The organism is Janthinobacterium sp. GW456P (genome assembly GCF_002127655.1).
In the GTDB taxonomy this organism is placed as follows: domain Bacteria; phylum Pseudomonadota; class Gammaproteobacteria; order Burkholderiales; family Burkholderiaceae_D; genus Janthinobacterium.
In genome coordinates this window covers 42,546-64,682 of record NZ_NEHB01000014.1, presented here as the reverse complement: position 1 = coordinate 64,682, position 22,137 = coordinate 42,546, and the positions used below count along the sequence as shown (strand labels likewise).

At 63.1% G+C, this 22,137-nt stretch carries 15 protein-coding genes; all 15 read right to left on the bottom strand.

The genetic code is table 11. The features are described from left to right. Positions 1–17: 17 nt before the first annotated feature. The 15 genes from mlaE to CBW66_RS15130 all read right to left on the bottom strand — a co-directional run bounded on the left by mlaE (position 18) and on the right by CBW66_RS15130 (position 22,103). Positions 18–803 carry a lipid asymmetry maintenance ABC transporter permease subunit MlaE gene (mlaE, locus tag CBW66_RS15200; RefSeq protein WP_086137467.1) on the bottom strand — a complete coding sequence of 262 codons (786 nt, stop codon included), beginning with the start codon at positions 801–803 and terminating at the stop codon, positions 18–20. Beyond that, a complete protein-coding gene (locus tag CBW66_RS15195; protein ID WP_086137632.1) occupies positions 800–1,609 on the bottom strand; it encodes an ABC transporter ATP-binding protein in 810 nt (269 codons plus the stop codon). Before CBW66_RS15195 ends, mlaE begins: the two co-directional genes overlap by 4 nt. A gap of 260 nt (positions 1,610–1,869) precedes the next feature. Further along, positions 1,870–3,333: a glutamate synthase subunit beta gene (locus CBW66_RS15190; RefSeq protein ID WP_086137466.1), complete on the bottom strand. Its 1,464-nt coding sequence runs from the start codon at positions 3,331–3,333 to the stop codon at positions 1,870–1,872. 79 nt (positions 3,334–3,412) lie between these two features. After that, positions 3,413–8,113: a glutamate synthase-related protein gene (locus CBW66_RS15185; protein WP_086137465.1), complete on the bottom strand. Its 4,701-nt coding sequence runs from the start codon at positions 8,111–8,113 to the stop codon at positions 3,413–3,415. Positions 8,114–8,307: 194 nt separating this feature from the next. Beyond that, on the bottom strand, positions 8,308–9,015 hold the full coding sequence (locus CBW66_RS15180) for a transposase (RefSeq protein WP_086137464.1): 708 nt from the start codon (positions 9,013–9,015) through the stop codon (positions 8,308–8,310). Between the two features lie 155 nt (positions 9,016–9,170). Next, positions 9,171–9,851, bottom strand: coding sequence for a response regulator transcription factor (locus CBW66_RS15175; RefSeq protein ID WP_034753797.1), 681 nt, complete (start codon positions 9,849–9,851; stop codon positions 9,171–9,173). A 136-nt stretch (positions 9,852–9,987) separates the two neighbouring features. After that, positions 9,988–11,133: a PAS domain-containing sensor histidine kinase gene (locus tag CBW66_RS15170; protein ID WP_086137463.1), complete on the bottom strand. Its 1,146-nt coding sequence runs from the start codon at positions 11,131–11,133 to the stop codon at positions 9,988–9,990. Positions 11,134–11,182: 49 nt separating this feature from the next. Continuing rightward, a complete protein-coding gene (locus CBW66_RS15165) occupies positions 11,183–14,287 on the bottom strand; it encodes a DEAD/DEAH box helicase (RefSeq protein WP_086137462.1) in 3,105 nt (1,034 codons plus the stop codon). Positions 14,288–14,496: 209 nt separating this feature from the next. Next, the gene (locus CBW66_RS15160; RefSeq protein WP_230492323.1) at positions 14,497–14,985 is read right to left on the bottom strand and encodes a YbjN domain-containing protein; all 489 of its coding nucleotides are present in this window, start codon (positions 14,983–14,985) and stop codon (positions 14,497–14,499) included. A 25-nt stretch (positions 14,986–15,010) separates the two neighbouring features. Then, entirely contained in the window at positions 15,011–15,700 is a 690-nt protein-coding gene (locus CBW66_RS15155) for a hypothetical protein (RefSeq protein ID WP_086137460.1), read from the bottom strand. A 6-nt stretch (positions 15,701–15,706) separates the two neighbouring features. Next, a complete protein-coding gene (locus CBW66_RS15150) occupies positions 15,707–17,440 on the bottom strand; it encodes a putative porin (RefSeq protein WP_086137459.1) in 1,734 nt (577 codons plus the stop codon). A 37-nt stretch (positions 17,441–17,477) separates the two neighbouring features. Continuing rightward, entirely contained in the window at positions 17,478–18,194 is a 717-nt protein-coding gene (locus tag CBW66_RS15145; protein WP_230492324.1) for an energy transducer TonB, read from the bottom strand. 10 nt (positions 18,195–18,204) lie between these two features. Beyond that, positions 18,205–18,615, bottom strand: coding sequence for a biopolymer transporter ExbD (locus CBW66_RS15140; RefSeq protein WP_034753784.1), 411 nt, complete (start codon positions 18,613–18,615; stop codon positions 18,205–18,207). A gap of 12 nt (positions 18,616–18,627) precedes the next feature. After that, positions 18,628–20,409 (bottom strand): DUF2341 domain-containing protein, encoded by a 1,782-nt coding sequence (locus tag CBW66_RS15135; RefSeq protein WP_086137458.1) that lies wholly within the window; start codon positions 20,407–20,409, stop codon positions 18,628–18,630. Positions 20,410–20,465: 56 nt separating this feature from the next. Then, complete coding sequence (locus CBW66_RS15130) at positions 20,466–22,103, bottom strand: ShlB/FhaC/HecB family hemolysin secretion/activation protein (RefSeq protein WP_086137457.1); 1,638 nt, start codon at positions 22,101–22,103, stop codon at positions 20,466–20,468. Positions 22,104–22,137 lie beyond the last annotated feature (34 nt).

The window sequence follows — 22,137 nt, the reverse complement described above, 5'->3', positions numbered from 1 at the left end:
TTTTTGCTGATCCGTAATTACTTGCTAAACATCAACGCCGTCATCATGAAATCGAGCCACCACACCATCAGCGAGGAAATCACCACCGTGCGCGTGGTGGCGCCGGAGACGTCTTCCGGTGTCGGCTGCGCCTGATAACCCTGGAACAGGGCGATAAAGGTCACCGCGATCCCGAACACCAAGCTTTTGACATACGTACCGTTGACGATATCCTTCCAAACATTCACGCCGCCTTGCATCTGCGACCAGAACGAGCCTTCGTCGACGCCGATCAGCACCACGCCGACCAGATAGCTGCCGATGATGCCGACGGCCGTGAAGATGCCGCCCAGGATAGGCATGGCGATCACGCCGGCCCAGAAACGGGGCGCCAGCACGCGCTGGATCGGGTTCACGGCCATCATTTCCATGGCCGACAATTGCTCGCCCGCCTTCATCAGGCCGATTTCCGCCGTCAGCGAGGTGCCGGCGCGGCCCGCGAACAGCAACGCCGTGACGACCGGTCCCAGTTCGCGCATCAGCGACAGCGCAACGAGCTGCCCCAGCGACTGCGTCGCGCCAAAGGTGCTCAGGGTGTAATAACCTTGCAAGCCCAGCACCATGCCGACAAACAGGCCGGAGACGGCGATGATCACCAGCGAACGGCTGCCGATATAAAACAGTTGCTCAATGAGCAGGTGGGGCCGGCGCCACAGTCCGCCCGAGGCGGCCACGACGATAAAGAAGGAACGCACGGCAAAGCCGAGGTCTTGTACCGAATTGCGCAACCATGCTCCGATCGACGCCAGGAAACGCGCGATCATCGGCCCGCTCCCGCATGCAGGCCCAGGTCGTCGGCCAGCGACTTGCCCGGATAATGGAAGGGCACGGGGCCATCGGCCTCGGCATTGACGAACTGCTTGACGTACGGATGCGTCGACACGGCCATCTCGGCCGGCGTGCCGTGCGCCACAATTTTGCCCGATGACAGAAAATAGACGTAATCAGCGATGGCGAAACACTCCTTCACATCGTGCGATACCAGGATAGACGTGGAGCCCAGCGCATCGTTCAGATTGCGGATCAAATTGGCCGTCACGCCCATGGAAATCGGGTCCAGGCCGGCGAACGGCTCGTCGTACATGATCAGTTCGGGGTCGAGCGCGATGGCGCGCGCCAGCGCGACGCGGCGGCCCATGCCGCCCGAGATCTCGGCCGGCTTCAATTGCGCCGCATTGCGCAAGCCCACGGCGTGCAGCTTCATCAGCACCAGGGTGCGGATCAGCTCTTCATTCAAGTCCGTGTGTTCGCGCAGAGGGAACGCGACGTTTTCGAACGCCGTCAAATCCGTAAACAGGGCGCCGTGCTGGAACAGCATGCCCATCTTGCGGCGCAACTGATATAACTGGTCGGTCCCCAGCGTATGGACGATCTGGCCGTCCACATTCACGGAACCGGAACTGGGACGCAACTGCCCGCCGATCAGGCGCAGTACGGTCGTCTTGCCACTGCCGGAGCCACCCATGACGGCCACAACTTTTCCACGTGGGAAATCCATTTGAAGGCCCGATAAAATCGAACGTTCTCCATAGGCAAAGTGTAAATCACGGATCTCAACAAGATTTGGCACGACGAAGCTCACTATTTTAATGGCGTATTGTAGTGCAGAAACGCCAACCTCTGCTGAGACACCCCTTGGGACAGCCCCGTAATGGGGAAGAATACAACACTAATGAATCGAAAGTCAGATATTGTAGTGGAAATTTGACCTGCGCATCGCGCCCTCATCCGCCAGCGTTCACGGCCATCGACCTGCCAACTAAAAATAACAAGGGCCACGCCGCAAACCGCGCCGTGGCCCTGTCAAAAAAACGAACAATTGCTCGTTAATTAGCGTGGCAGCAGGGAGGCACCCATCAGGAACTCATCGACGGCGCGCGCGCACTGGCGTCCTTCACGGATGGCCCACACCACCAGCGACTGGCCACGGCGCATGTCGCCGGCCGCAAACACCTTGGCCACCGAGGTCTGGTAGCAGCCGGCGCCATCCGTTGTCGCCTTGACATTGCCGCGCGCATCCGTATCGACGCCGAACGCTTGCAACACTTGTTGTACTGGTGAAACAAAACCCATGGCCAGGAAGACCAGGTCCGCCTTCATCTCGAATTCCGAGTTCGGCACTTCGCTCATCTTGCCGTCTTTCCATTCGACTCTGCAGGCGATCAGCTTTTCCACCTTGCCGCCCTTGCCTTCGAAACGCTTGGTGGCCACGGCCCAGTCGCGCTCGCAGCCTTCCTCGTGCGAGGACGAGGTGCGCAGCTTGGTCGGCCAGTACGGCCAGACCAGCGGCTTGTTTTCCTGTTCCGGCGGCTGCGGCATCAGTTCGAACTGGGCCACCGAGGCGGCGCCATGGCGGTTCGACGTGCCGACGCAGTCGGAACCCGTGTCGCCGCCGCCGATCACCACCACGTGCTTGCCCGTGGCCTTGATCTGGTCCTTGAGCTTGTCGCCCGCGTTGACCTTGTTTTGCAGCGGCAGGAAATCCATGGCAAAGTGCACGCCCTTCAGCTCGCGGCCCGGCACGGGCAAGTCGCGCGGCTGCTCCGCGCCACCGGCCATGATGACGGCGTCGAATTCTTTTTCCAGGTCTTCCGGGAAAATGGTTTCCTTGGCCCAGTTGTTCACGTTGGCCGGAAAATCCTTGCCGACCAGCACGCTGGTACGGAAAACCACGCCTTCGGCTTCCATCTGTTTCACGCGCAGATCGATGTGCGATTTTTCCATCTTGAAGTCGGGGATGCCGTAGCGCAGCAAGCCGCCGACCCGGTCGCTCTTTTCAAATACGGTGACGGCATGGCCGGCGCGCGCCAGCTGCTGCGCCGCCGCCAGGCCGGCAGGACCGGAGCCGACGATGGCCACTTTCTTGCCCGTGCTGAATCCCGCCGGCTGCGGCGTGACCCAGCCGTGCTCCCAGCCCATGTCGATGATTTTATGCTCGATCGACTTGATGCCGACCGGATCTTCATGGATGCCCAGGGTGCAGGCCGATTCGCACGGCGCCGGGCAGATGCGGCCCGTAAATTCCGGGAAGTTATTTGTCGAATGCAAAACGTCGAGCGCTTCGCGGTAAGCGCCGCGGTACACCAGGTCGTTCCAGTCGGGAATGATGTTATTCACGGGGCAACCCGTGGTGCAAAAGGGGATGCCGCAATCCATGCAGCGCGCGCCCTGCACGGTCGCTTGCGCGTCCGACAGGTGCAGCACGAATTCCTTGTAGTTCTTCAGGCGCGCGGCAGGCTCCAGATAGTGTTCGTCCTGGCGCTTGAATTCCATGAAGCCGGTAATTTTACCCACGATAGTTCCTTTGTATTTGGCTGGCGGGGAGCGGCATGGCCGCTCCCTGGTCGTTCATTTGGCAATGAGCTTGGCTGGCTCAGGCGGCGACGGCTTGCACTTCCATGGCGGCGTCCGCTGCCATCTCGATCAGTGCGCGCTTGTATTCGTTCGGGAAGACTTTCACGAACTTGCCGCGCGCCGCGGCCCAGTCGTCGAGCAGGACGCGGGCGCGGGTGCTGCCCGTGTGCTTGAAATGACGCTCGATCAGGCGCTTGAGGATGACCTCGTCCGCTTCCGGCGCGCCGTCGCGGTGCTGCGTATGCCAGGCATCGCGGTCGAGATGCTGTTCCGCTGCCGACACGACCTTGTCCAGACTGACCATGGCCGTGTTGCACTTGCTGGCAAAGTCGCCCGCCGGGTCATACACATAGGCGATGCCGCCCGACATGCCGGCCGCGAAGTTGCGGCCCGTATTGCCCAGGACCACGACCGTGCCGCCCGTCATGTATTCGCAGCCATGGTCGCCCAGGCCCTCGACCACCGTGGTGGCACCCGAGTTGCGCACGGCAAAGCGTTCACCGGCCACGCCGTTGAAGAAAGCTTCGCCGGCGATGGCGCCGTACAGCACCGTGTTGCCGATGATGATGTTGTCCACGGCCCAGCCACGGAATTCCGTATTCGGCCGCACGATGATGCGCCCGCCCGACAAGCCTTTACCCACGTAATCGTTGCCCTCGCCCACCAGGTCGATCGTGATGCCGTGCGCCAGGAAGGCGCAGGCCGACTGGCCCGCCGTGCCTTGCAGCTGGATGTGGATGGTGTCGTCCGGCAAGCCGGCATGGCCGTATTTCTTCGCCACTTCGCCGGACAGCATGGTCCCCACCGTGCGGTTCAGGTTGCGCACGGGCGAGATGAAGGAGACGCGCTCGCCCTTTTCCAGCGCCGCGCGCGCTTGCGCGATCAGCTTGTGATCGAGCGCCTTTTCCAGCGCATGGTCCTGGTTTTCCACGTGGCGGCAAGCCTGGTGATCCGGTGTTTCCGGCTTGTGGAAGATGGACGAGAAGTCCAGCCCCTGCGCCTTCCAGTGCGAAATCGCCTTCGATTTGTCCAGCAGGTCAACCCGGCCGATCAGTTCGTCGTACGTGCGGATGCCCAGCTGCGCCATCAATTGACGGGCTTCCTCGGCAACGAAGAAGAAGTAATTGACGACATACTCGGGTTTGCCCGAGAACTTGGCGCGCAGCACCGGATCTTGCGTGGCCACACCCACCGGACACGTATTCAAGTGGCATTTGCGCATCATGATGCAGCCTTCGACCACCAGCGGCGCCGTGGCGAAACCGATCTCGTCAGCGCCCAGCAGGGCGGCGATGACCACGTCGCGGCCCGTCTTCATCTGGCCGTCGGCCTGCACGCGGATGCGGCTGCGCAAGCCGTTCAAGACCAGGGTTTGTTGCGTTTCCGCCAGACCCAGCTCCCACGGCGTACCCGCATGTTTCACGGACGACAGTGGCGAGGCGCCCGTGCCGCCATCGTGGCCGGCGACGACGACGTGGTCGGCCTTGGCCTTGGTGACGCCGGCGGCCACCGTGCCGATGCCCACTTCCGACACCAGTTTCACGGAAATCGAGGCGCGCGGGTTGGCGTTCTTCAAGTCATGGATCAGCTGCGCCAGATCTTCGATCGAATAGATGTCGTGGTGCGGCGGCGGCGAAATCAGGCCCACGCCCGGCACGGAAAAGCGCAGGCTGGCGATGTATTCGGACACCTTATGGCCCGGCAACTGGCCGCCTTCGCCCGGCTTCGCGCCTTGCGCCATCTTGATCTGGATCTGGTCGGCGGAATTCAAATAAGCGGCCGTGACGCCGAAACGCCCCGACGCCACCTGCTTGATGCGCGAGCGCATGGAGTCGCCTTCCTGCAGCGGAATATCGACGACGATCTGCTCGGCGCCCACGACGGACGCCATGGTGTCGCCCTGGCGGATCGGGATGCCCTTCAATTCTTGCGTGTAGCGGTTCGGATCTTCGCCGCCTTCGCCCGTGTTCGACTTGCCGCCGATGCGGTTCATGGCCACCGCAAGCGTGGCGTGCGCTTCCGTGCTGATCGAGCCGAGCGACATGGCGCCGGTAGCGAAACGCTTGACGATTTCCTTGGCCGGTTCCACTTCATCGAGCGGGATCGCCTTGGTCGGATCGAGCTTGAACTCGAACAGGCCGCGCAAGGTCAGGTGGCGACGGCTTTGGTCGTTGATGATTTGCGCGTACTCCTTATAGCTGGAGAAATTGTTGCTGCGCGTGGAGTGCTGCAATTTCGCAATCGCGTCCGGCGTCCACATATGGTCTTCGCCGCGCACGCGGAACGCGTATTCGCCGCCCGCGTCGAGCTTATCCATCAGCACGGGATCGTTGCCGAAGGCCAACGCATGCAGGCGCAGCGCTTCTTCCGCCACTTCAAACACGCCGATGCCTTCCACGTTCGAGGCCGTGCCCTTGAAATACTTGTCGACCAGCGACTTGTTCAAGCCAATGGCTTCGAAGATTTGCGCGCCGCAGTAGGACATGTAGGTCGAAATGCCCATCTTCGACATGACTTTCATCAAGCCCTTGCCGACCGCCTTGGTGTAGTTGTAGATGGCTTTCTCGCCCGACAGCTCGCCCGGCAAGCCATGCGCCATCTCGGCCAGGGTTTCCATGGCCAGATACGGGTGGACGGCTTCCGCGCCATAGCCCGCCAGCAAGGCGAAGTGGTGCGTTTCGCGGGCCGAGCCCGTTTCCACGACGAGGCCGGTGGAGGCCCGTAAACCCTTGCTCACCAGATGCTGGTGCACGGTGGACGTGGCCAGCAGCGCGGGGATGGCCACCTGGTCGGCGCAAATGGCGCGGTCCGACACAATCAAAATATTGTGGCCGGATTTCACGGCGTCGACGGCTTCGGCGCACAGCGAGGCCAGGCACGCTTCCACGCCTTCCTTGCCCCAGGCCAGCGGGTAGCAGATGTCGAGTTCGTACGACTTGAACTTGCCGCCCGTATGGGCGCTGATGTTGCGCAGGCGCGCCATATCGTCAAAGCCCAGCACGGGCTGCGCCACTTCCAGGCGCATCGGCGGGTTGACGTTGTTGGTATCTAACAAGTTCGGTTTCGGGCCGATGAAGGACACCAGCGACATCACCATCGCTTCGCGGATCGGGTCGATCGGCGGATTCGTCACTTGCGCGAACAATTGCTTGAAGTAGTTATACAAAGGCTTCAATTTGTTCGACATGACGGCCAGCGGCGAGTCATTGCCCATCGAGCCCGTCGCTTCTTCGCCGGCCAGTGCCATCGGCGCCATGAGGAATTTCAGGTCTTCCTGCGTGTAGCCGAACGCCTGCTGGCGGTCCAGCAACGATGGCTGGGCTTTTTCGCCCTGCGCGCGGTCCAGTTTGGCCTGGCCTTCGGCCAGTTTGATCTCGTCGAGCTTGATGCGCACCGAGTTGATCCACGCTTTATACGGTTTGGCGTTGGCGTAGGTGTTTTTCAGTTCCTGGTCGTCGATGATGCGGCCCGCTTCCAGGTCGATCAGGAACATTTTGCCAGGCTGCAAGCGCCATTTCTGGATGATTTTTGACTCGGGAATCGGCAGCACGCCCGATTCCGACGCCATCACCACCAGGTCGTCGTCCGTGACGATGTAGCGCGCCGGACGCAAGCCATTGCGGTCCAGGGTGCCGCCGATGTGGCGCCCGTCCGTGAACGCCATGGCGGCGGGGCCGTCCCACGGTTCCATCATGGCGGCGTGGTACTCATAGAAGGCGCGGCGGTTGTCATCCATCGTCGTGTGGTTTTCCCACGCTTCCGGAATCATCATCATCATCGCCTGGGCGATCGGGTAGCCGGCCATCAGCAGCAATTCCAGCGCATTGTCGAAGCACGCCGTGTCGGACTGGCCTTCATAGATCAGCGGGAACAGCTTCTGCAAGTCGTCGCCCAGCACGGCCGACTTCATCACGCCTTCGCGCGCGCGCATCCAGTTGAAGTTGCCTTTCACCGTGTTGATCTCGCCATTGTGCGCGATCAGGCGGTAGGGGTGGGCCAGCGGCCATTCCGGGAAGGTATTCGTCGAGAAACGCTGGTGCACCAGGGCCAGGGCCGAGATGCAGCGCGCATCCTGCAAGTCCTTGTAGTACACGCCCACCTGGTCGGCCAGCAGCAAGCCTTTATAGACGATGGTGCGGGCCGACATCGACGGCACGAAGAATTCCTTGCCGTGCAGCAGTTTCAAGGCCTGAATGGCGTGGCCCGACGATTTGCGGATCACATACAGTTTGCGCTCGAGCGCATCGGTGACCATGATGTCCGGGCCGCGGCCGATGAAAATCTGGCGGATCACCGGTTCCTTGGCGCGCACGGTAGGCGACATCGGCATGTCCGTATCGATGGGCACGTTGCGCCAGCCCAACACCACCTGACCTTCGATGCGCACGGCGCGTTCGATTTCCTGCTCGCAAGCGATGCGCGACGCGTGTTCCTTCGGCAGGAAGACCATGCCCACGCCGTATTCGCCAGGCGGCGGCAATTCCACGCCCTGCTTGGCCATTTCTTCGCGGTAGTACTGGTCAGGAATCTGGATCAGGATGCCGGCGCCGTCGCCCATCAGCGCATCGGCGCCCACGGCGCCCCGGTGATCGAGGTTTTTCAGAATCAGCAAACCCTGTTCGACGATCGAATGGGTCTTGTTGCCCTTGATATGGGCGACGAAACCGACGCCGCAGGCATCGTGTTCATTGGCTGGGTCGTACAGGCCTTGCGCTTTCATGGGCTTCTCCGCTGCATATGACTATCGAAAAACTAGAGTAGTGCAACGCAACAAAAAACTCAACCAGAAAAATTAGGGTCGGAGTCGAATTAAATTAGATTCTGTCGCTCAAAAAATTTAATAGGGACATAGTGAAAGCGATTTCAATAAATCGTCAGAAAGACACCATTTTTTGTTTTAAATGCGAATGTGTTTCAATTGGCGTCGGACTCGGCCACGATTTTGCGGGGACGGCCCCGCTTGGCGGGCACCACTTGCCGCTGCATTTTCTGCTCGAGCGCCTGCTTGAAAGCGTCGGAACCCAGGGGCCAGCCCTTCAATACAGCCTGTTCCACCACTTTGACCTGGCTGCTGCCCAGGCCCTGCTCGAACAGGCGCAAATACGCCGCCTCGCGGTCGAACGGCGTGTTGCCCAGCGCCCAGTACAAGGCATGGTCGGTGATGACGGGATCGGGCCGCACACCGGCATGGTGGGCATAGCTGGACCAACTATAGTCCAATGCCTGGGCGGCCAGCACCGTCTGCACGGGCACGCATTCCAGGTAACGGCAGCACGTGAGGAAGAAATTATCGGGATCGATGACGGCGGTTTTGTAGCGTCCCTGCCACAGCGCCCCTTCCCGGCCGTATTTCTGGTTGAAGTACGGCACGTAATAGCGTCCCAGCCACTGCATCAGCTGTCCCAGGCCCGTCGCATCGCTGGGCGTGGCCAATAAATGTAGCTGATCTGGCAACAAAACGTAGGCGTGGATGGCCACCTTGAACATTTTCGCGCCCGTTTTCAGCCAGGACAAAAATTGCGCGTAGTCGGACGCATCCTGGAACACGCTCTGGCGGTTGCTGCCGCGCTGTATCACGTAATGGGGCAATGCTGGAATGATGAGGCGGGGCAAACGGGCCATGGCAAAGTCGATAAATGAAGGCTAAGGCCTTGATTTTACACACTTGCGAGCGCAGGACGCGACTCTGACCCTGTTTTCTTTGAAATGCTGGAAAAAGTGATGGACTCCGTCCCTTTTTATGCAGCCACCCTCTTGCGGGTGGCTGGCATCAGGTCTCAGGACAGATTAAAACTGGCCGACAGGCTGTAGCCCTCGCCATACGCGCTGCGCAGCGGCAAGTCCTGGCCCAGGCCCGTCTTGGCTTTCTTGCGCAGCCGGTACACGAGCATGTCGACCCGGCGGCCCGCATCGGGGTCTTCGCCGCCCATGCCGGCCACGATGACGTCGCGCGGCACGGGGCGCGTGTTGATGGTCAGCAGATGCAGGAAGTTGAATTCCTTTTCCGTCAGGGCGATGACGGCGCCCATCAATTCAAGTTGGCGAGCGCTTACTTTCAAGGTCCACTTGCCCGGCTCGGGCACGGGATCTTGCGGCCCGACGCGGCGGTCGAGCGCCTCGATGTGGGCGGCCAGTTCTGGGAATTTGATCGGCTTGGTCAGATAGTGGTCGGCGCCCAGGCGCAAGCCGAGGATGCGGCTGTCGAAGGCGACACGCCCCGTCAGCACCAGCACGCCGATCTGCGGATACAGCTGGCGCATGCGGGGGATGACGTTGAAGCCGTCCTCATCGGGCAAGCCCAGGTCCAGCACGACCACCCCGACATTGCCATGGCTCAACGCGGTCCACATCCCGCCAGCCGAGCTGGTGATATGAACTTCGTGTTCGAGCTCAACGAGAAACTCCGCCATGTCTTCGGCGTAGTCCAGATTGTCTTCGACGATCAGTATTTTCGTCATTGCAACGCCATTCTTCCATTAGTGAGCTACCGTGGGCAAACCATGCCATTCACTTCTGCACCATGATGGACGGCACAATAGGTTTACGTCAAGGAATTATCACGGTTGCCTTCAGCGGAAGCAACTTTTTTCTAGTCTAGCCAGGAAGCGGCAGCCAAATCCGGAAAATAGCCCCGCCTTCGGGCAGATTATGCCCCTGTAAACTCCCGCCATGCACGTCCACCACGGCGCGCGCCATGTACAGGCCCAGGCCCGCACCGGCATGCGTCGCATCGGTTCCACGGAAACCTTTTTCGAACAGCTGCGCCAATTCTTCTTCCCGCAAGCCGGGTCCCGCATCGCCCACGCACAGAGCCACGCCGCCCTCGGGCACCAGCCTGGCAGACACGGTGATGACGCTGCCATGCGGGCTGAACTTGACAGCGTTGTCGAGCAGGATTTTCAGGCACAGGGCCATGCCAGGCACGTCGCAGCGCAACCGGGCCGGCAAGTCCTCGTCGAGTTCCAGCTGTACGCGATGGCTGGCCGGCACAGTGGCGGCCGCCTGCTGCAACAAGGCCAGCGGCGCGATGCCGTCGGCGGCCCGCTCGCGGCCGATGGCCGCCATGCGTTCGGGCGACAAATAATCGTCGATCATGGCCAGCAGGCGGTCGACGGCCGTCTGAATCTTCACGTAGCGCTTGCGCGTGGCTTCGTCCGCCTCGGTGGACGTCGAAACGAGGCGCTGGATGGCGCCGTCGATGGTGGCCAGCGGCGTGCGGAATTCATGCGACAGCATCGAGGCGAAGCGCTTCTGCTCCTTTTCCCGCTCCGCTTCCTGCGCCTGGGCGGCGCTGACGTCGCGCACCGTGCCCACGACGGTGACGCCCCGCCCCGCTGCCGCAGGCACGATGGTCGAGCTGATTTCCAGCGCCAGCGGGTGCCCGTCCGCATGCGGCAATTCCACTTCGCGCAGCAAGGTCAAGCGGCTGGTGTCGCCGTCGCGCCAGCGCTGCAGCCGGGCCGGCACGTCTTGCGCCAGCTGCGCCGCGTGTTCGCGCAAGGCGGCCAGGTCGTAACCGGTCAGGCGCTGCGCGGCGGGGCTGATGTAGAGCAATTCGAGAGTGGCGGCGTCGAGCAGGAAGGTGGCGTCGCGGCCATGTTCGGCCAACAGGCGGAACTGCGCTTCGCCCGCCCGCGCGCGCAGCAGGGCGCGGCGCAACTGGACGAAACGCAGCGCCATGAGGATGACGCCGGCAAGCAGCAGGAGAAGGAAAGGCAGGAAGGGCAGGAAGGGCAGCATGCGGTATACCTGGCAAGAGAGAATTGCCAAGTATACGCGTGCGGCAGCGTCAATCTTCCAGCGGGGCGAAAATCTGCTGCAAGTCTTCCTGCGTCAGGGCCATCTTTTGCGATTCGCCTTCGGCCAGGATCGATTGCGCCAGCTCCGATTTCTTTTGCTGCAGCAGCTGGATTTTTTCTTCCAGGGTGCCCTTCGCAATCAATTTGTAGACAAACACGGGCTTGTCCTGGCCGATGCGCCAGGCGCGGTCCGTGGCCTGGTTTTCCGCCGCCGGATTCCACCACGGATCGTAATGGATGACCGTGTCGGCCGCCGTCAGGTTCAGGCCCACGCCGCCCGCTTTCAGGCTGATCAGGAAGATCGGCACGGCACCCTGCTGGAAGGCCGCCACCTGCGCGCCCCGGTCCTTCGTTTCGCCCGTCAGCAAGGCATACGGGATGTCGCGCGATTCCAGCTCTTCCTCGATCAATTCCAGCATGCTGGTAAATTGCGAGAAGACCAGGATCTTGCGCCCTTCGTCGAGCAAGTCTTCCACCATCTGCATCAGGTCGAGCAGCTTGGCCGACCCGGCCGACTGCTTCTTGGCCGGCAGGGATTTCACGAGGCGCGGGTCGCAGCACACTTGCCGCAGTTTCAGCAGCGCTTCGAGGATGACGATCTGGCTGCGCGCCACACCCTTCTTGTCGATTTCTTCGCGCACCTTTTGATCCATCGCCAGGCGCACGGTTTCATACAGGTCGCGCTGCGGCCCCGTCAATTCCACCTTGCGCACCATTTCCGTCTTCGGCGGCAATTCCTTGGCCACGTTATCTTTCGTGCGGCGCAGCAGGAACGGTTTGATGCGGCGGTTCAGCAGCATGCGGCGCAGCGGGTCGTCCTGGCGCTCGATCGGATGGCGGAACTGCGTATTGAAGGTCTTTTCGTCGCCCAGCAAGCCGGGCAGCAAGAAGTGGAATTGCGACCACAATTCACCCAGGTGGTTTTCCAGCGGCGTGCCGGACAGACACAAGCGGTGGCGCGCGCGCAGCAGGCCCGCGCTTTGCGCCGCCTTGCTGCGCGTATTCTTGATGTAATGCGATTCGTCGAGGATAACCAGGTGGAAATCGTGCTCGCGCAGGATTTCCTCGTCGCGCGGCAACAAGGCGTAGGTGGTCAGCACCAGGTCGCACTGGTCGATCTGGTCGAACTGCTGCGCGCGGTCCTTGCCTTGCAGCAGCAACACTTTCAGGCTGGGCGCGAATTTTGCCGCCTCGTCCTGCCAGTTGCCCATCAAGCTAGTCGGCGCGATCACCAACGCCGGATGCGTGAGGCGGCCCGCTTCCTTTTCCACCAGGATATGCGCCAGCGTTTGCACGGTCTTGCCGAGGCCCATGTCATCGGCCAGGATGCCCGCCAGGTCATGGTCGCGCAGGAATTGCATCCACGCCAGGCCGTCGGCCTGGTAATCGCGCAGGGTCGCCTGCAAACCGGCGGGCGCCGCCACTTTTTGCACGGAACCGAACTGGCTCAGCTTGCGGCCCATGGCGCGCAATTGCTCGCCGCCCGTCCACTGCAGCTCCAGGCCGCGCGCCAGCTCTTCCAGGCGCGCCGCATCCAGGGTCGACATGCGCACGGCATATTTGATCTTGTCGCTGAAATACAGTTCGCCCAGGGTGTTCAAAATCGGCCGCACGCGGCCCCATGGCAAGGCCACGCGCGTGCCGTCCGGCAAGGTCGCCAGCATCTGGTCATCGTCCGCATGCGCTTCGATGACTTTCGGATTGAAATCGTTGGGCGCGTTGCGGATCAGCTGCACCAGCACGGGCAGCAGCGGCACGCGCTCGTGGTTGACGACGATGCCCAGTTCCAGCTCGAACCAGGCGTTGCCGCTGTCCGGGTCCTGGTCGTCGATTTCCGCGTACCAGTCGCCCACGTCGCTCACGTCGTAGCGGTACTTGGCCGTCTTTTCGACGATCCAGCCCTGCTCCAGCAAGGCGTCTATGCCGGACTCGGCAAAACGCAGCCATTCCGCCTGGGAAGGCAGCAGCAAGGCGCCCTTCAAGCCGCTCAAGGGAGCGGAGCCCGGCTTCTTGAATTGCAGCTCGGCCAGGGTGGCCAGCGCGCGCGCTTCATCAACCGTATTTCTCTGGATAATTTCCGTCACCTCGCCCACTTGCCGCACCACGCGCTGCGACGGGTCGAACGAGACGCGCTCGCCATCGTAGTCGTAGGACAGCACGGCGAAGTCGCTCCAGCGCTGCAGGCTGCCATCGGCCAGCATGGCGCTGTCGAGCAGCAACACCGGTTGCGCCGGCACGTCCTTGCGCAAGCGCTGCGGCAACGGTTGCGGCAGCGGCATCAAATGCTGCAAGCCCTGCGCCAGCAGCAGTTGCGACACGCGCACCTTGTCGTTCGCATTCAAGGGCGGCGCCTGCGCCACCAGTGCCTGCAAGTCGGCCAGGGAAATATCGGAGCCGCCCTGGTTCAGTTCCAGCACGCCGCACGACAGATTGTCGATGTACCACGGCGGATCGGTGGGCAGCATGTAGTCGATCTGGTCGGCGCCATGGTGCTTCGCGCCTTCGGGCGGATCCACTTGCCAGCCCAGGCGCATGGTCTTGCCTTCGTCGCGCCAGAACAGGCGCGCGGGGCGCACGGGACCTTCCTTCAACGGATACACGAGACCATTGCCGACGTCGGCCCAGGAATTGGCCCATAGCAATTTATCCTGCTCGGCCAGCATTTTCAGCAGGGCCGCGCCCACCTTGCCCTTCGGCTCCGTGGCGCTGCCCGTCTGTGAATTCTGCCCGCTGCGCATGGCCACGAAGAAACGCACGAGGTCTTCGTCGGCCGGCGTCAAAAAGGTGGGCGGCGCCGACAGCAGCGAGAAGATTTCGCTGATGGGGGACGCCGCCGCCACGTCGCCGTTCGGCCGCAGCCGCGCCTTGTACAGGCACAGGGCCACGTGGCGGCCGCCGCTGGTGGGCGCCAGCACATAGATCAGGCGGTGGGCGTTGAGTTTGGGGTCCGGCTCGGCAATCGTCAGCACGGCCTTCGGATGGGCGGCAGCCTCCACCCGCTGCAGCCAGGTGGCGACGGCATACGGCAAAGGCGCTCCCGGCGCGCTGGCCGGGGCAACTGGGGTTTCACTGGTTTCGTCGCGGGTAAAATCCATGGGGCGCATTTTTGTCTAAAGGTCGTATCCAAATCGGCAACAGGCAATATTATCCGCCATACAGCCGTTGCTGGCTTGATTCACACACGCTCTTTGAGCAGTTTTAATGCGCGATGCCTAAAAAATAAGTATTTAATACGACACTTGGGGTCCGCTGACGGCAAAAAAGGCCCGTCATGGGCCTTTTTTCGCCGCCTGTGGATAGCTTATCAGGCCGGCACAGTTTCTTCTTCGGTCACGCTGGCGGCCTCGACTACCGGTGCCGTGCTCGTATCGGCCGGCGTAAAGTTGCGCAAAAACAAGAAGAACTGTCCCATCATCTGCGTCCACAGTTGCAGATTGATATTCAGGTAATCCTTGCTGACGCCGCCGGCAACCAGCACATCCATCTCCAGCACGACGAAATCGCCATGCTGGGCCACGCGGGCGAAACGCTTGCTGCGGTGCCATTCGGCCAGCAAGCCGGCCGGCAAGTCGCCGCCCTGCACGCGCAGCGGGCAGCTCAGGGTCAGGTCCGCGTACTGGCCGGGCGCGGCCTCATTGCCCCACAGCACCTGGAAGCCGATGCCATGGCTGGCGCTGTGCAGGCGCACGACGCCATCGTGTTCAATGCTGGTGACGGCGCAGCCGGCAGTCTTGATGGCCTCGGCCGTTTGTTCCGCATTCAGGGTGGTCAGCAAGGTGTTGGTATTTTCCATCGTCGTTCCATTCATTTTAAAAAGATTATTGGGGGGCCGGCGCGGGCGCGGCAGGTGTTTCTGTTTGACGCGCATCAAAGCGGCCCTGGTACAGCTGGTCGCCGTACTGCTGCGCGATTTGCTCGAGTTTCACTCTGCTTTGCGCGGCGAACGGCTGGCGCGCCTTCATGACGTCCAGCACGCCGAGGCCTTCATACGCTCGCAGGATCTCCTGCCCGGCCGCATACAGCTGGGCATTCTTGCTTTCGCAGCGCGCCAGGGCGCTGCGCTGGGCCGTCACTTCGCCATCGAGGCGCGCCCGTTCCGCTGCCAGCTGCTTGCCCGTGGCAGTCAATTGCTCGCTGGCCTGGCGGTACTGCGCCGCACTGGCGGCCGCCTCTTGCGCGGCAGCCGCGCTGCGCTGTTGCTGCTCGCCCAGCTTTTCCCGCTGCGCGCGTTCTTGCGCCAGCTGCGACTGGCTGCGCGCCAGTTCCTTTTTCAAGCCCTCGCTGGCGGGTGCGGCCTCCGGCGCCGCCTTGGCGGCCGGCGCACCCTTGGCTTTCAGCGCTTCCAGTTCGCCGCGCGTCTGCTGCAATTGCGCCGTGACATTACGCAGCTCGGCACGCAAACGCTCTTCCATGCTTTGCCCCTTCTGCGCCTGCGCCTGGGCCGTGCCGCCGGCCAGCAGCATCAGCAGCAAAAGCGGCAAGCGCATTTTGTTGGATATCAACATCATGGCTCCTTAAAAACGCGCGTTCAATTCGATTTGCAGGGTGTCGATCGACAGTGCCGAACCGAACACTTCGCGGCTCGACGTCCAGCGGCCGTTCAGCCAGGTATTCTTGTCGAGCGCATACGCGCCGCCCAGGTAGTAGCCGCGCGCATTCGTGCCGCCCAGGTGGAAGGTGGAATCGTTGTAGGCGTCAGGCAAAGCGTCCGGTTCGATGCGCTTGTAACCGAGCAGCACGTTCCAGTCGCCGCGCGCCGCCGGGTTCGCTTTGCCCAGGGTGGCCTGCAGCATGTAGGCATTGCCGCCGCTCTTGAAATCGGCTTGCGAGACGCCACCCGTGCCGCCGAAGTTGTTCATGATGCCGCCCTTGGCGCGCGCCCACATCTCATTCTTGTCATAGGCCATGTTGCGCACATAATCGCCTTCGATGCGCAAGTCCGTGCCGCCCGCGACCTTGCTATCCCAGCGCGCATTCAGGTTGGCCAGGCGGAATTTCGAGGCCAGGCCGACGAATTGCGGCTGCGGCGTATTCGCCGGGTCCAGCGGGTTCAAGGCGATATTGCGCAGCAACATCAAGCTATTGCCCTTTTGCATGCTCGACGGACGCGACCAGTCGGTGCTGCAGCCATCGGCACCCGCGTACAGCGCGCACGGCTGCGAATATTCGCCGCTGATGTTACGGAAGTTGTAGTAGGCCACGGCGCCGCGCAGTTGATGGTCGCTATTGATCTTCCACGAGGCGCCCACCTGCGCACCGAGCAGCCACTTGTTTTCGCTGGACATTTTTGCCTGGCTGCGGCTAGGCGCATTGTCGGACGAATACTCGAGCGGAATCAGGCCCAGGGTACCGAACACGGTGACGTCCTTGCTCTCGCCGACCGGCTGCTGCACCTTGGCCGCGATGCCGTCGAAATTAAGTTCGCTGGAAAACAGTTCGTCGCCGGACACGAATGGATTGTCGAAGCGGCCCGCCGTCAGTTTCAGCCAGGAAGCGGGCTGGTAGGACAACCAGGCCTGGTCCAGCCAGATGTTCTTCTTGCCCAGGCCGCCACCGAGGGTTTGCGTGGTCGAGACCGGGCTGTCGTCATTGCCGCTGGCCAGGCGGATGCCCGCTTGCGTGGTGTCGGAAATGTCGGCCAGGATACCGAGGCGGGCACGGGCGCGCAGCAAGTGCTTGCGGTCTTCGCGCGTGTTCAGCAACGCCGGCAGGGCCAGATTCGTGTTCGAATTGACGTCGTAGCCGCTGCCGCTGTTGAGCGAGCGCCAGTCGATCTCGATATTGCTGTTGGCCATGTCGTAATAGCGCGATTCGTAGCGCGCGCGCACGTCGCCTTCCAGGCGGATGCGCTTGGTCCAGGCCGGCGTTTCATTCGGCGCCGCCCAGCCGCCCGCCTTGGCCTCGGCCATGACCTGGCCCTTGATCTCGTCGCGGATCTGCTCGCGCACGGTTTGCGAAATATACGGCACGCGCACGTCGCCCGGCTGCACTTGGGCCAGGGCGGCCGGCGCGGCGGCCGGGCGGGCTTGCGCCGCGGCCAGCGCTTCGCTCTGCGCCTGCGCCAGCAAGGCTTCGCCGGCATCCTTGTTCAGGGCGCCGCTCTGGATCAAGCCGCGGATCAGCTTGACCATGGTGCTGTCGGCCGGTGCCTGCGCTTGCACGGCGCCTGCCGCCACGCTCAGGGCCAGGGCAGCGAACGCCAGCGGAAGACGGCGCGCACGCTGTGGGGAAGAAAATATGGAATTCATCGCTTCTTTCGGTAAATGAGGAATTAAAGTCATGCGCTTACGGGCGCCGGCCTTTGATGGAAACGCGGGCCGGGAAACGCAGGGATGCCGGCGGCCGCTCATCGGCGCGGAAATCGCGCACCATGGCCAGCACCTGCTCATCCGTCTGCGCATTGCCCGTGCCTTGCACCAGCTGCACTTTCGTCGTCTTGCCTTCCGGATCGAGCCACAGGTCGACGCGGATGTCGGCAAACGCCAGCTGGCGCGTGCGCGGGTCGCGGGCGAACGCCAGCTGCAGCGCGTTGGCCACGTAGCGGCCATACGATCCCGCGCCGAGTCCGCCGCCACCGCCGCCGCCCGTCATGCCGCCGCCGCGCCCGGCCTGGATGCCGAACGCATCGCTGCCGGCCTGCGCCGCGCCGTCGATGGTGACGGGGTCGCCCTTGTCCGGCGACGGGCTTTCCGGCGCGTCATCCATGGGCTTGTCGGCAGGCGTCGGTTCCGGCTCGGACACTTCCGGCACCACCTTGTCCGGTGTCGGTTCCGGCAATTTTTCCGGTTCCGGCGGCGGCGGTGGCGGCGGTGGCAGCATCAGCATCGGCGGGGCCGCCACTTCGCGCTTGGTGGCCGCCGTATCGGACAGCAAATACCAGACCAGCGCGGCCAGACCAGCGGCCAGCAGCGCGCCGCCGGCCACGCCGCCCCAGCGGCGCCACCACTGCACCGCGCCCGACGATTCCGAGCCGGCCATCTTCATCATGTCGTCACGCTTCACCTTGCGCTCCTCATGCCGGCTTGCCGGTCACCAGACCCACCTGGTTCAGGTCGATACGGCGCAGCAGGTCCAGCACTTCGACCACTTTCGCGTATTGCACGGCGGCATCGCCGCGCACGATCACGGGAAAGTCGGGCGTCAGCGCCTTTTCCGTGCGCAAGCGCTCTTCCAGCTCGGGCAAGGTGACGGGATAGGCATCGAGGAAGACCTGGCCCGCGTTGTCGATGGTGATGGCCTTGGTCTTCGGTTTTTCCAGCGCCATGGCCGAGCTGGCCTTGGGCAGGTCGACCTTGATGCCGGGAATGCTGGCGTTGCTGGTCAAAATGAAGATCACCAGCACCACCAGCAACACGTCGACGAAGGGCGTGATGTTGATGCCGCCGCTACGCTTGCGGGGGGTAAACTTGGCGGAGGTGGCCATGGTTATGCCCCCTCACGCCTGATGCAGCGCGGGACGCATCTGGCGTCCGTCGCCCTGCTCTTCCGCCAGGCGCGTGGCGAACTCATCGACGAAGACGGCCATATCGGCGACGATGGCGTCAGAACGCGAGGACAGCCAGTTGTAGCCGAACAGGGCGGGAATCGCCACGCCCAGGCCGGCCGCCGTACACAGCAGCGCTGCCGCCATGCCCGGCGCCACCGAGTTGATGTCCACGGCGCCGGCCATGGCCGCCACGACGAACACCAGCATGATGCCGATCACGGTACCGAACAGACCCACGTACGGTGCGCCTTCGATGGTGGTCGAGAGCCAGATCATGCGTTTCGACATGCGCTCGCTTTCGCGCACCATCACGCCATCCATGGCGGCGCGGATGGCGCCGATCGTCGCGTTCGACACGGCGTTCAAGTCGTAACCGCGGTCGTGGCGGCGGCGCATCTCGTCGATGGCCACGTCATACAGGCGCCACAGCGAGGAATCCGTCTTCACGGAAGCGCTCAGCTTGCCGTTGCGCGCCAGGTGGTCGAGCGGCGCGCCGGCCGCTTCGTGGAACGACTGCATGAATTGCGCATTGGCGCGCGAGATGGCGCCATAGCTGCGGCCCTTGCCGATCATGATGATCCACGACAAGACCATCATCAGGCCCAGCACGCCGACAACGATCCACGCGTCGAGCGGCATGGCGGCGATGATGAAGCCGAAATGGCTTTTACCGGCCTGCTGTTCATCGGCGCCAAACACGGCCAGGCGCGATTCGGAACCTTGCGAGACAGCGTCGGCCAGCAGCAGGGCGTCAGGACGGGCCGTGCGCGACAGGCGCAGCTCGTCGATGGCGCCCGTGAAGTTGGCCAGGGTGGTGGCGCCGGAAGCGGTCGGCACTGCATCGGCGCCCACCGAGGCGGCCGTGGCGAACGCTGGCAGGGCCGTGGCTAGCGAGACGGCCGGACGGCCGCCCACGTACAGGGCCACATTATTCTTGTCTGCCTTGACGGCCAGGTGCGACCATTGCGCGGCCTGGATAGGCTGGCCCGGCTTGCTGCGCTGGCCATTCACCTGCACGAAAGGCACGCCCTGGTCGACGCCGATCAGCAATTCATTGGCGCCGTCGCGGCGCGCATACAGCACTTGCTGGGCGCCCAGGCTGTCCGGACGCACCCAGGCGGAAAAGGTGAACGGCGCGCCGGCAGCCTGCGCCAGCGATGGCGAGGCGGGCAGCATCAATGGCGTGGTGCCCAGGCGGGCACCGGCGCCGATGACGGAACCGTCGAGCGCCGGCACGGCTGTCTGGGCATGGTTGCCGTAGGCGGTGCTGTCGCGCGAAGGCACGCCCGGTTCGCTGAAGTGATACACGAGGCTGTAGTCGGGGTCGAACGTGCGCTGGCCATTGCCGGAAGCGGGCGCCTTCGGATTGCCGTAGTACATCCACAGCTGCTGCGGCGTACCGGCCGTCAGGGCCGGCACGTCGACCCAGATCAGGGCGATGCCCAACAGTGGATTGAATTGCTCGATCTGGTGATTCAGCACCGTCTTGTCGTCGCCCGCCACGAAGCGCAGGTCGGCGCCGTTGTCGCTGACGCCTTCGAAGTTGAAGTTACCCGAATGCAAGCGCAGCAGCACGGGAATGCGGCCTGGATCGCCGCCCACGGCGCCCGCCTTCGGGCCGGCGTCGACGGTGACGGGTTTGCGGTAAGCCCAGTCGGGCTGCCACCAGGCATGCGCCAGGCCGGGAACGAGCGTGCCCAGGATCGTGAGCAGAAAAAGAAAACGTTGCATGACAGTGATTCTCCGAAGAAAAGTCTAAAAAAGTGCAGTGCTGTTGAGCTGGCCCGTCAGTAGCTGGCCGACAGGTTGAAATTGATGCGGCGCACGTGTTTGTGCGTGCGCGGGCCATCGCGCAGCGGATACGAAAAGTCGATGCGGCCATTCAAGTAGCGCAGGAACTGGAAGCTGCTGCCCACGCCCACGGACGCCAGGCCAAACAGATCTTTCTGCTCGATCATCGGATCGCGCAGGCGCAGTCGCGCGCCATCGGCGAAGGCAAACAAGCGCCAGTTTTCCAGGCGGCTGAAATACGTCAGCTGGGGCGTGCGCCATTCGACCGTGCCGGACACGCCATAGTCGCCCGTCGCTTCGGCCGACAGGTAGCCGCGCACGGAATTGGCGCCGCCGGCGGCCATCTGCTCGCCCGACACGAGCGCCGCATCGGCCAGCTGGCCCGACATGCGCCCATGCAGCTGCGCGCCGCTGCCCAGGGTATACGTGGCGTTGGCGTCGCCCTTCAGCACGAGGAAGCTGGGCGAAGTTTTGTAGCGCTTGTTGTCGTAGGCGGCGCTGTCGCTGCCGTAGCCGAACGCGGCGCGCGTGCCGGCCACCAGCGACAGGCCCAGGCCGTAGGTCGCTGTCTCCGTCTGCGCAAAGCCGTTGTACGACACGCTCAGCGGCACGTACTTGAGCGGAATATTGCTGCCCGTGCCATTGAGCGTGAGCGCTTCCTGGTTATCCTTGAAGTCGATGCCGGCAGAAAAGCTGTGCCACCAGATGCCGCTGTTGGGCACCGTGTAGTTGAGCTTCATGCCCAGCGCATGCCCCTTGCCCAGCACGCTGGTGCCGCCTGTGCTGGCCACGTTGCTGTTCGACTGGTAACCGGTCGCTTCCACGCTCCAGCCCTGCGTGCCGATCGGCGCCACGTACGAGGCGGACCACACCTTGGTCTGGTTCAGGTCGCCCGGCGTGCCGAAAAAGCTGATGGTGGCGCTGTGCCCCAGCTGCCACAGGTTGTCGTGGCCGACCGACATGCTCGTGCGCAATTTTTTCGTATCGGCGCTGTAGTCGTTGTTCAGGCCGACGTTGGCGCGCCACGGGCTGCTGTCCTCGACCTTCAGGTCCACGTCCATGGTGCCGGGCAGGCTGCCCTGCTTGACCAGCGGCATCACCTGGCGCTTGGGACCGCGGTTCAGCGCCGTCAGCTCCACTTGCGCCTGCGTAAAGTCGGGCACCTTGCCTTCCGTCAGGGCCGGCACTTGCTGGCGCACGTCGAGCGGCGAGTTGTATTGCGCGCCGACAACGCGCAGCCGGCCCACCTTGGTTTCGCTCACCTGCAGCACCACCACGCCCTGCTCCACCTGCTGCTCCGGCAAGTCGACGTAGACGGATTGGTAGCCACGGGCTTGATATGCCGCGACGAGGGCGTCGCGCGCGCCTTCCACATCCTTCAGGGTGCGCCCCGGCCCCAGAAATGGGGTCACGGCTGCCTCGATGGCGCGGGCATCGAGCACGGTATTGCCGCGCACCAGGTATTCCTCGATCGTCACCTGCCGTTCCGGCGCGGCCACGGGAGCCGCCGCCGGCACCGCATCCTGCGCGCGCGCCATGCCGGGCAGCCCCAGCATGGCCAGGCACAGCATCGTCAAGGCGGTCGCGGGCGCCGCTGGCGGCACGCCCCTGCCCTTGCTTGTCATTTCACGCATCTTCCATTCACCTTAAAATCAAACGGTTGCCCTG

Excerpts from the sequence above, each read along its gene's own strand:
- mlaE (WP_086137467.1), bottom strand. The coding sequence starts at position 803 with ATGATCGCGCGTTTCCTGGCGTCGATCGGAGCATGGTTGCGCAATTCG.
- CBW66_RS15185 (WP_086137465.1), bottom strand. The coding sequence starts at position 8,113 with ATGAAAGCGCAAGGCCTGTACGACCCAGCCAATGAACACGATGCCTGC.
- CBW66_RS15180 (WP_086137464.1), bottom strand. The coding sequence starts at position 9,015 with ATGGCCCGTTTGCCCCGCCTCATCATTCCAGCATTGCCCCATTACGTG.
- CBW66_RS15175 (WP_034753797.1), bottom strand. The coding sequence starts at position 9,851 with ATGACGAAAATACTGATCGTCGAAGACAATCTGGACTACGCCGAAGAC.
- CBW66_RS15170 (WP_086137463.1), bottom strand. The coding sequence starts at position 11,133 with ATGCTGCCCTTCCTGCCCTTCCTGCCTTTCCTTCTCCTGCTGCTTGCC.
- CBW66_RS15165 (WP_086137462.1), bottom strand. The coding sequence starts at position 14,287 with ATGGATTTTACCCGCGACGAAACCAGTGAAACCCCAGTTGCCCCGGCC.
- CBW66_RS15160 (WP_230492323.1), bottom strand. The coding sequence starts at position 14,985 with ATGGAAAATACCAACACCTTGCTGACCACCCTGAATGCGGAACAAACG.
- CBW66_RS15155 (WP_086137460.1), bottom strand. The coding sequence starts at position 15,700 with ATGATGTTGATATCCAACAAAATGCGCTTGCCGCTTTTGCTGCTGATG.
- CBW66_RS15150 (WP_086137459.1), bottom strand. The coding sequence starts at position 17,440 with ATGAATTCCATATTTTCTTCCCCACAGCGTGCGCGCCGTCTTCCGCTG.
- CBW66_RS15140 (WP_034753784.1), bottom strand. The coding sequence starts at position 18,615 with ATGGCCACCTCCGCCAAGTTTACCCCCCGCAAGCGTAGCGGCGGCATC.
- CBW66_RS15135 (WP_086137458.1), bottom strand. The coding sequence starts at position 20,409 with ATGCAACGTTTTCTTTTTCTGCTCACGATCCTGGGCACGCTCGTTCCC.
- CBW66_RS15130 (WP_086137457.1), bottom strand. The coding sequence starts at position 22,103 with ATGCGTGAAATGACAAGCAAGGGCAGGGGCGTGCCGCCAGCGGCGCCC.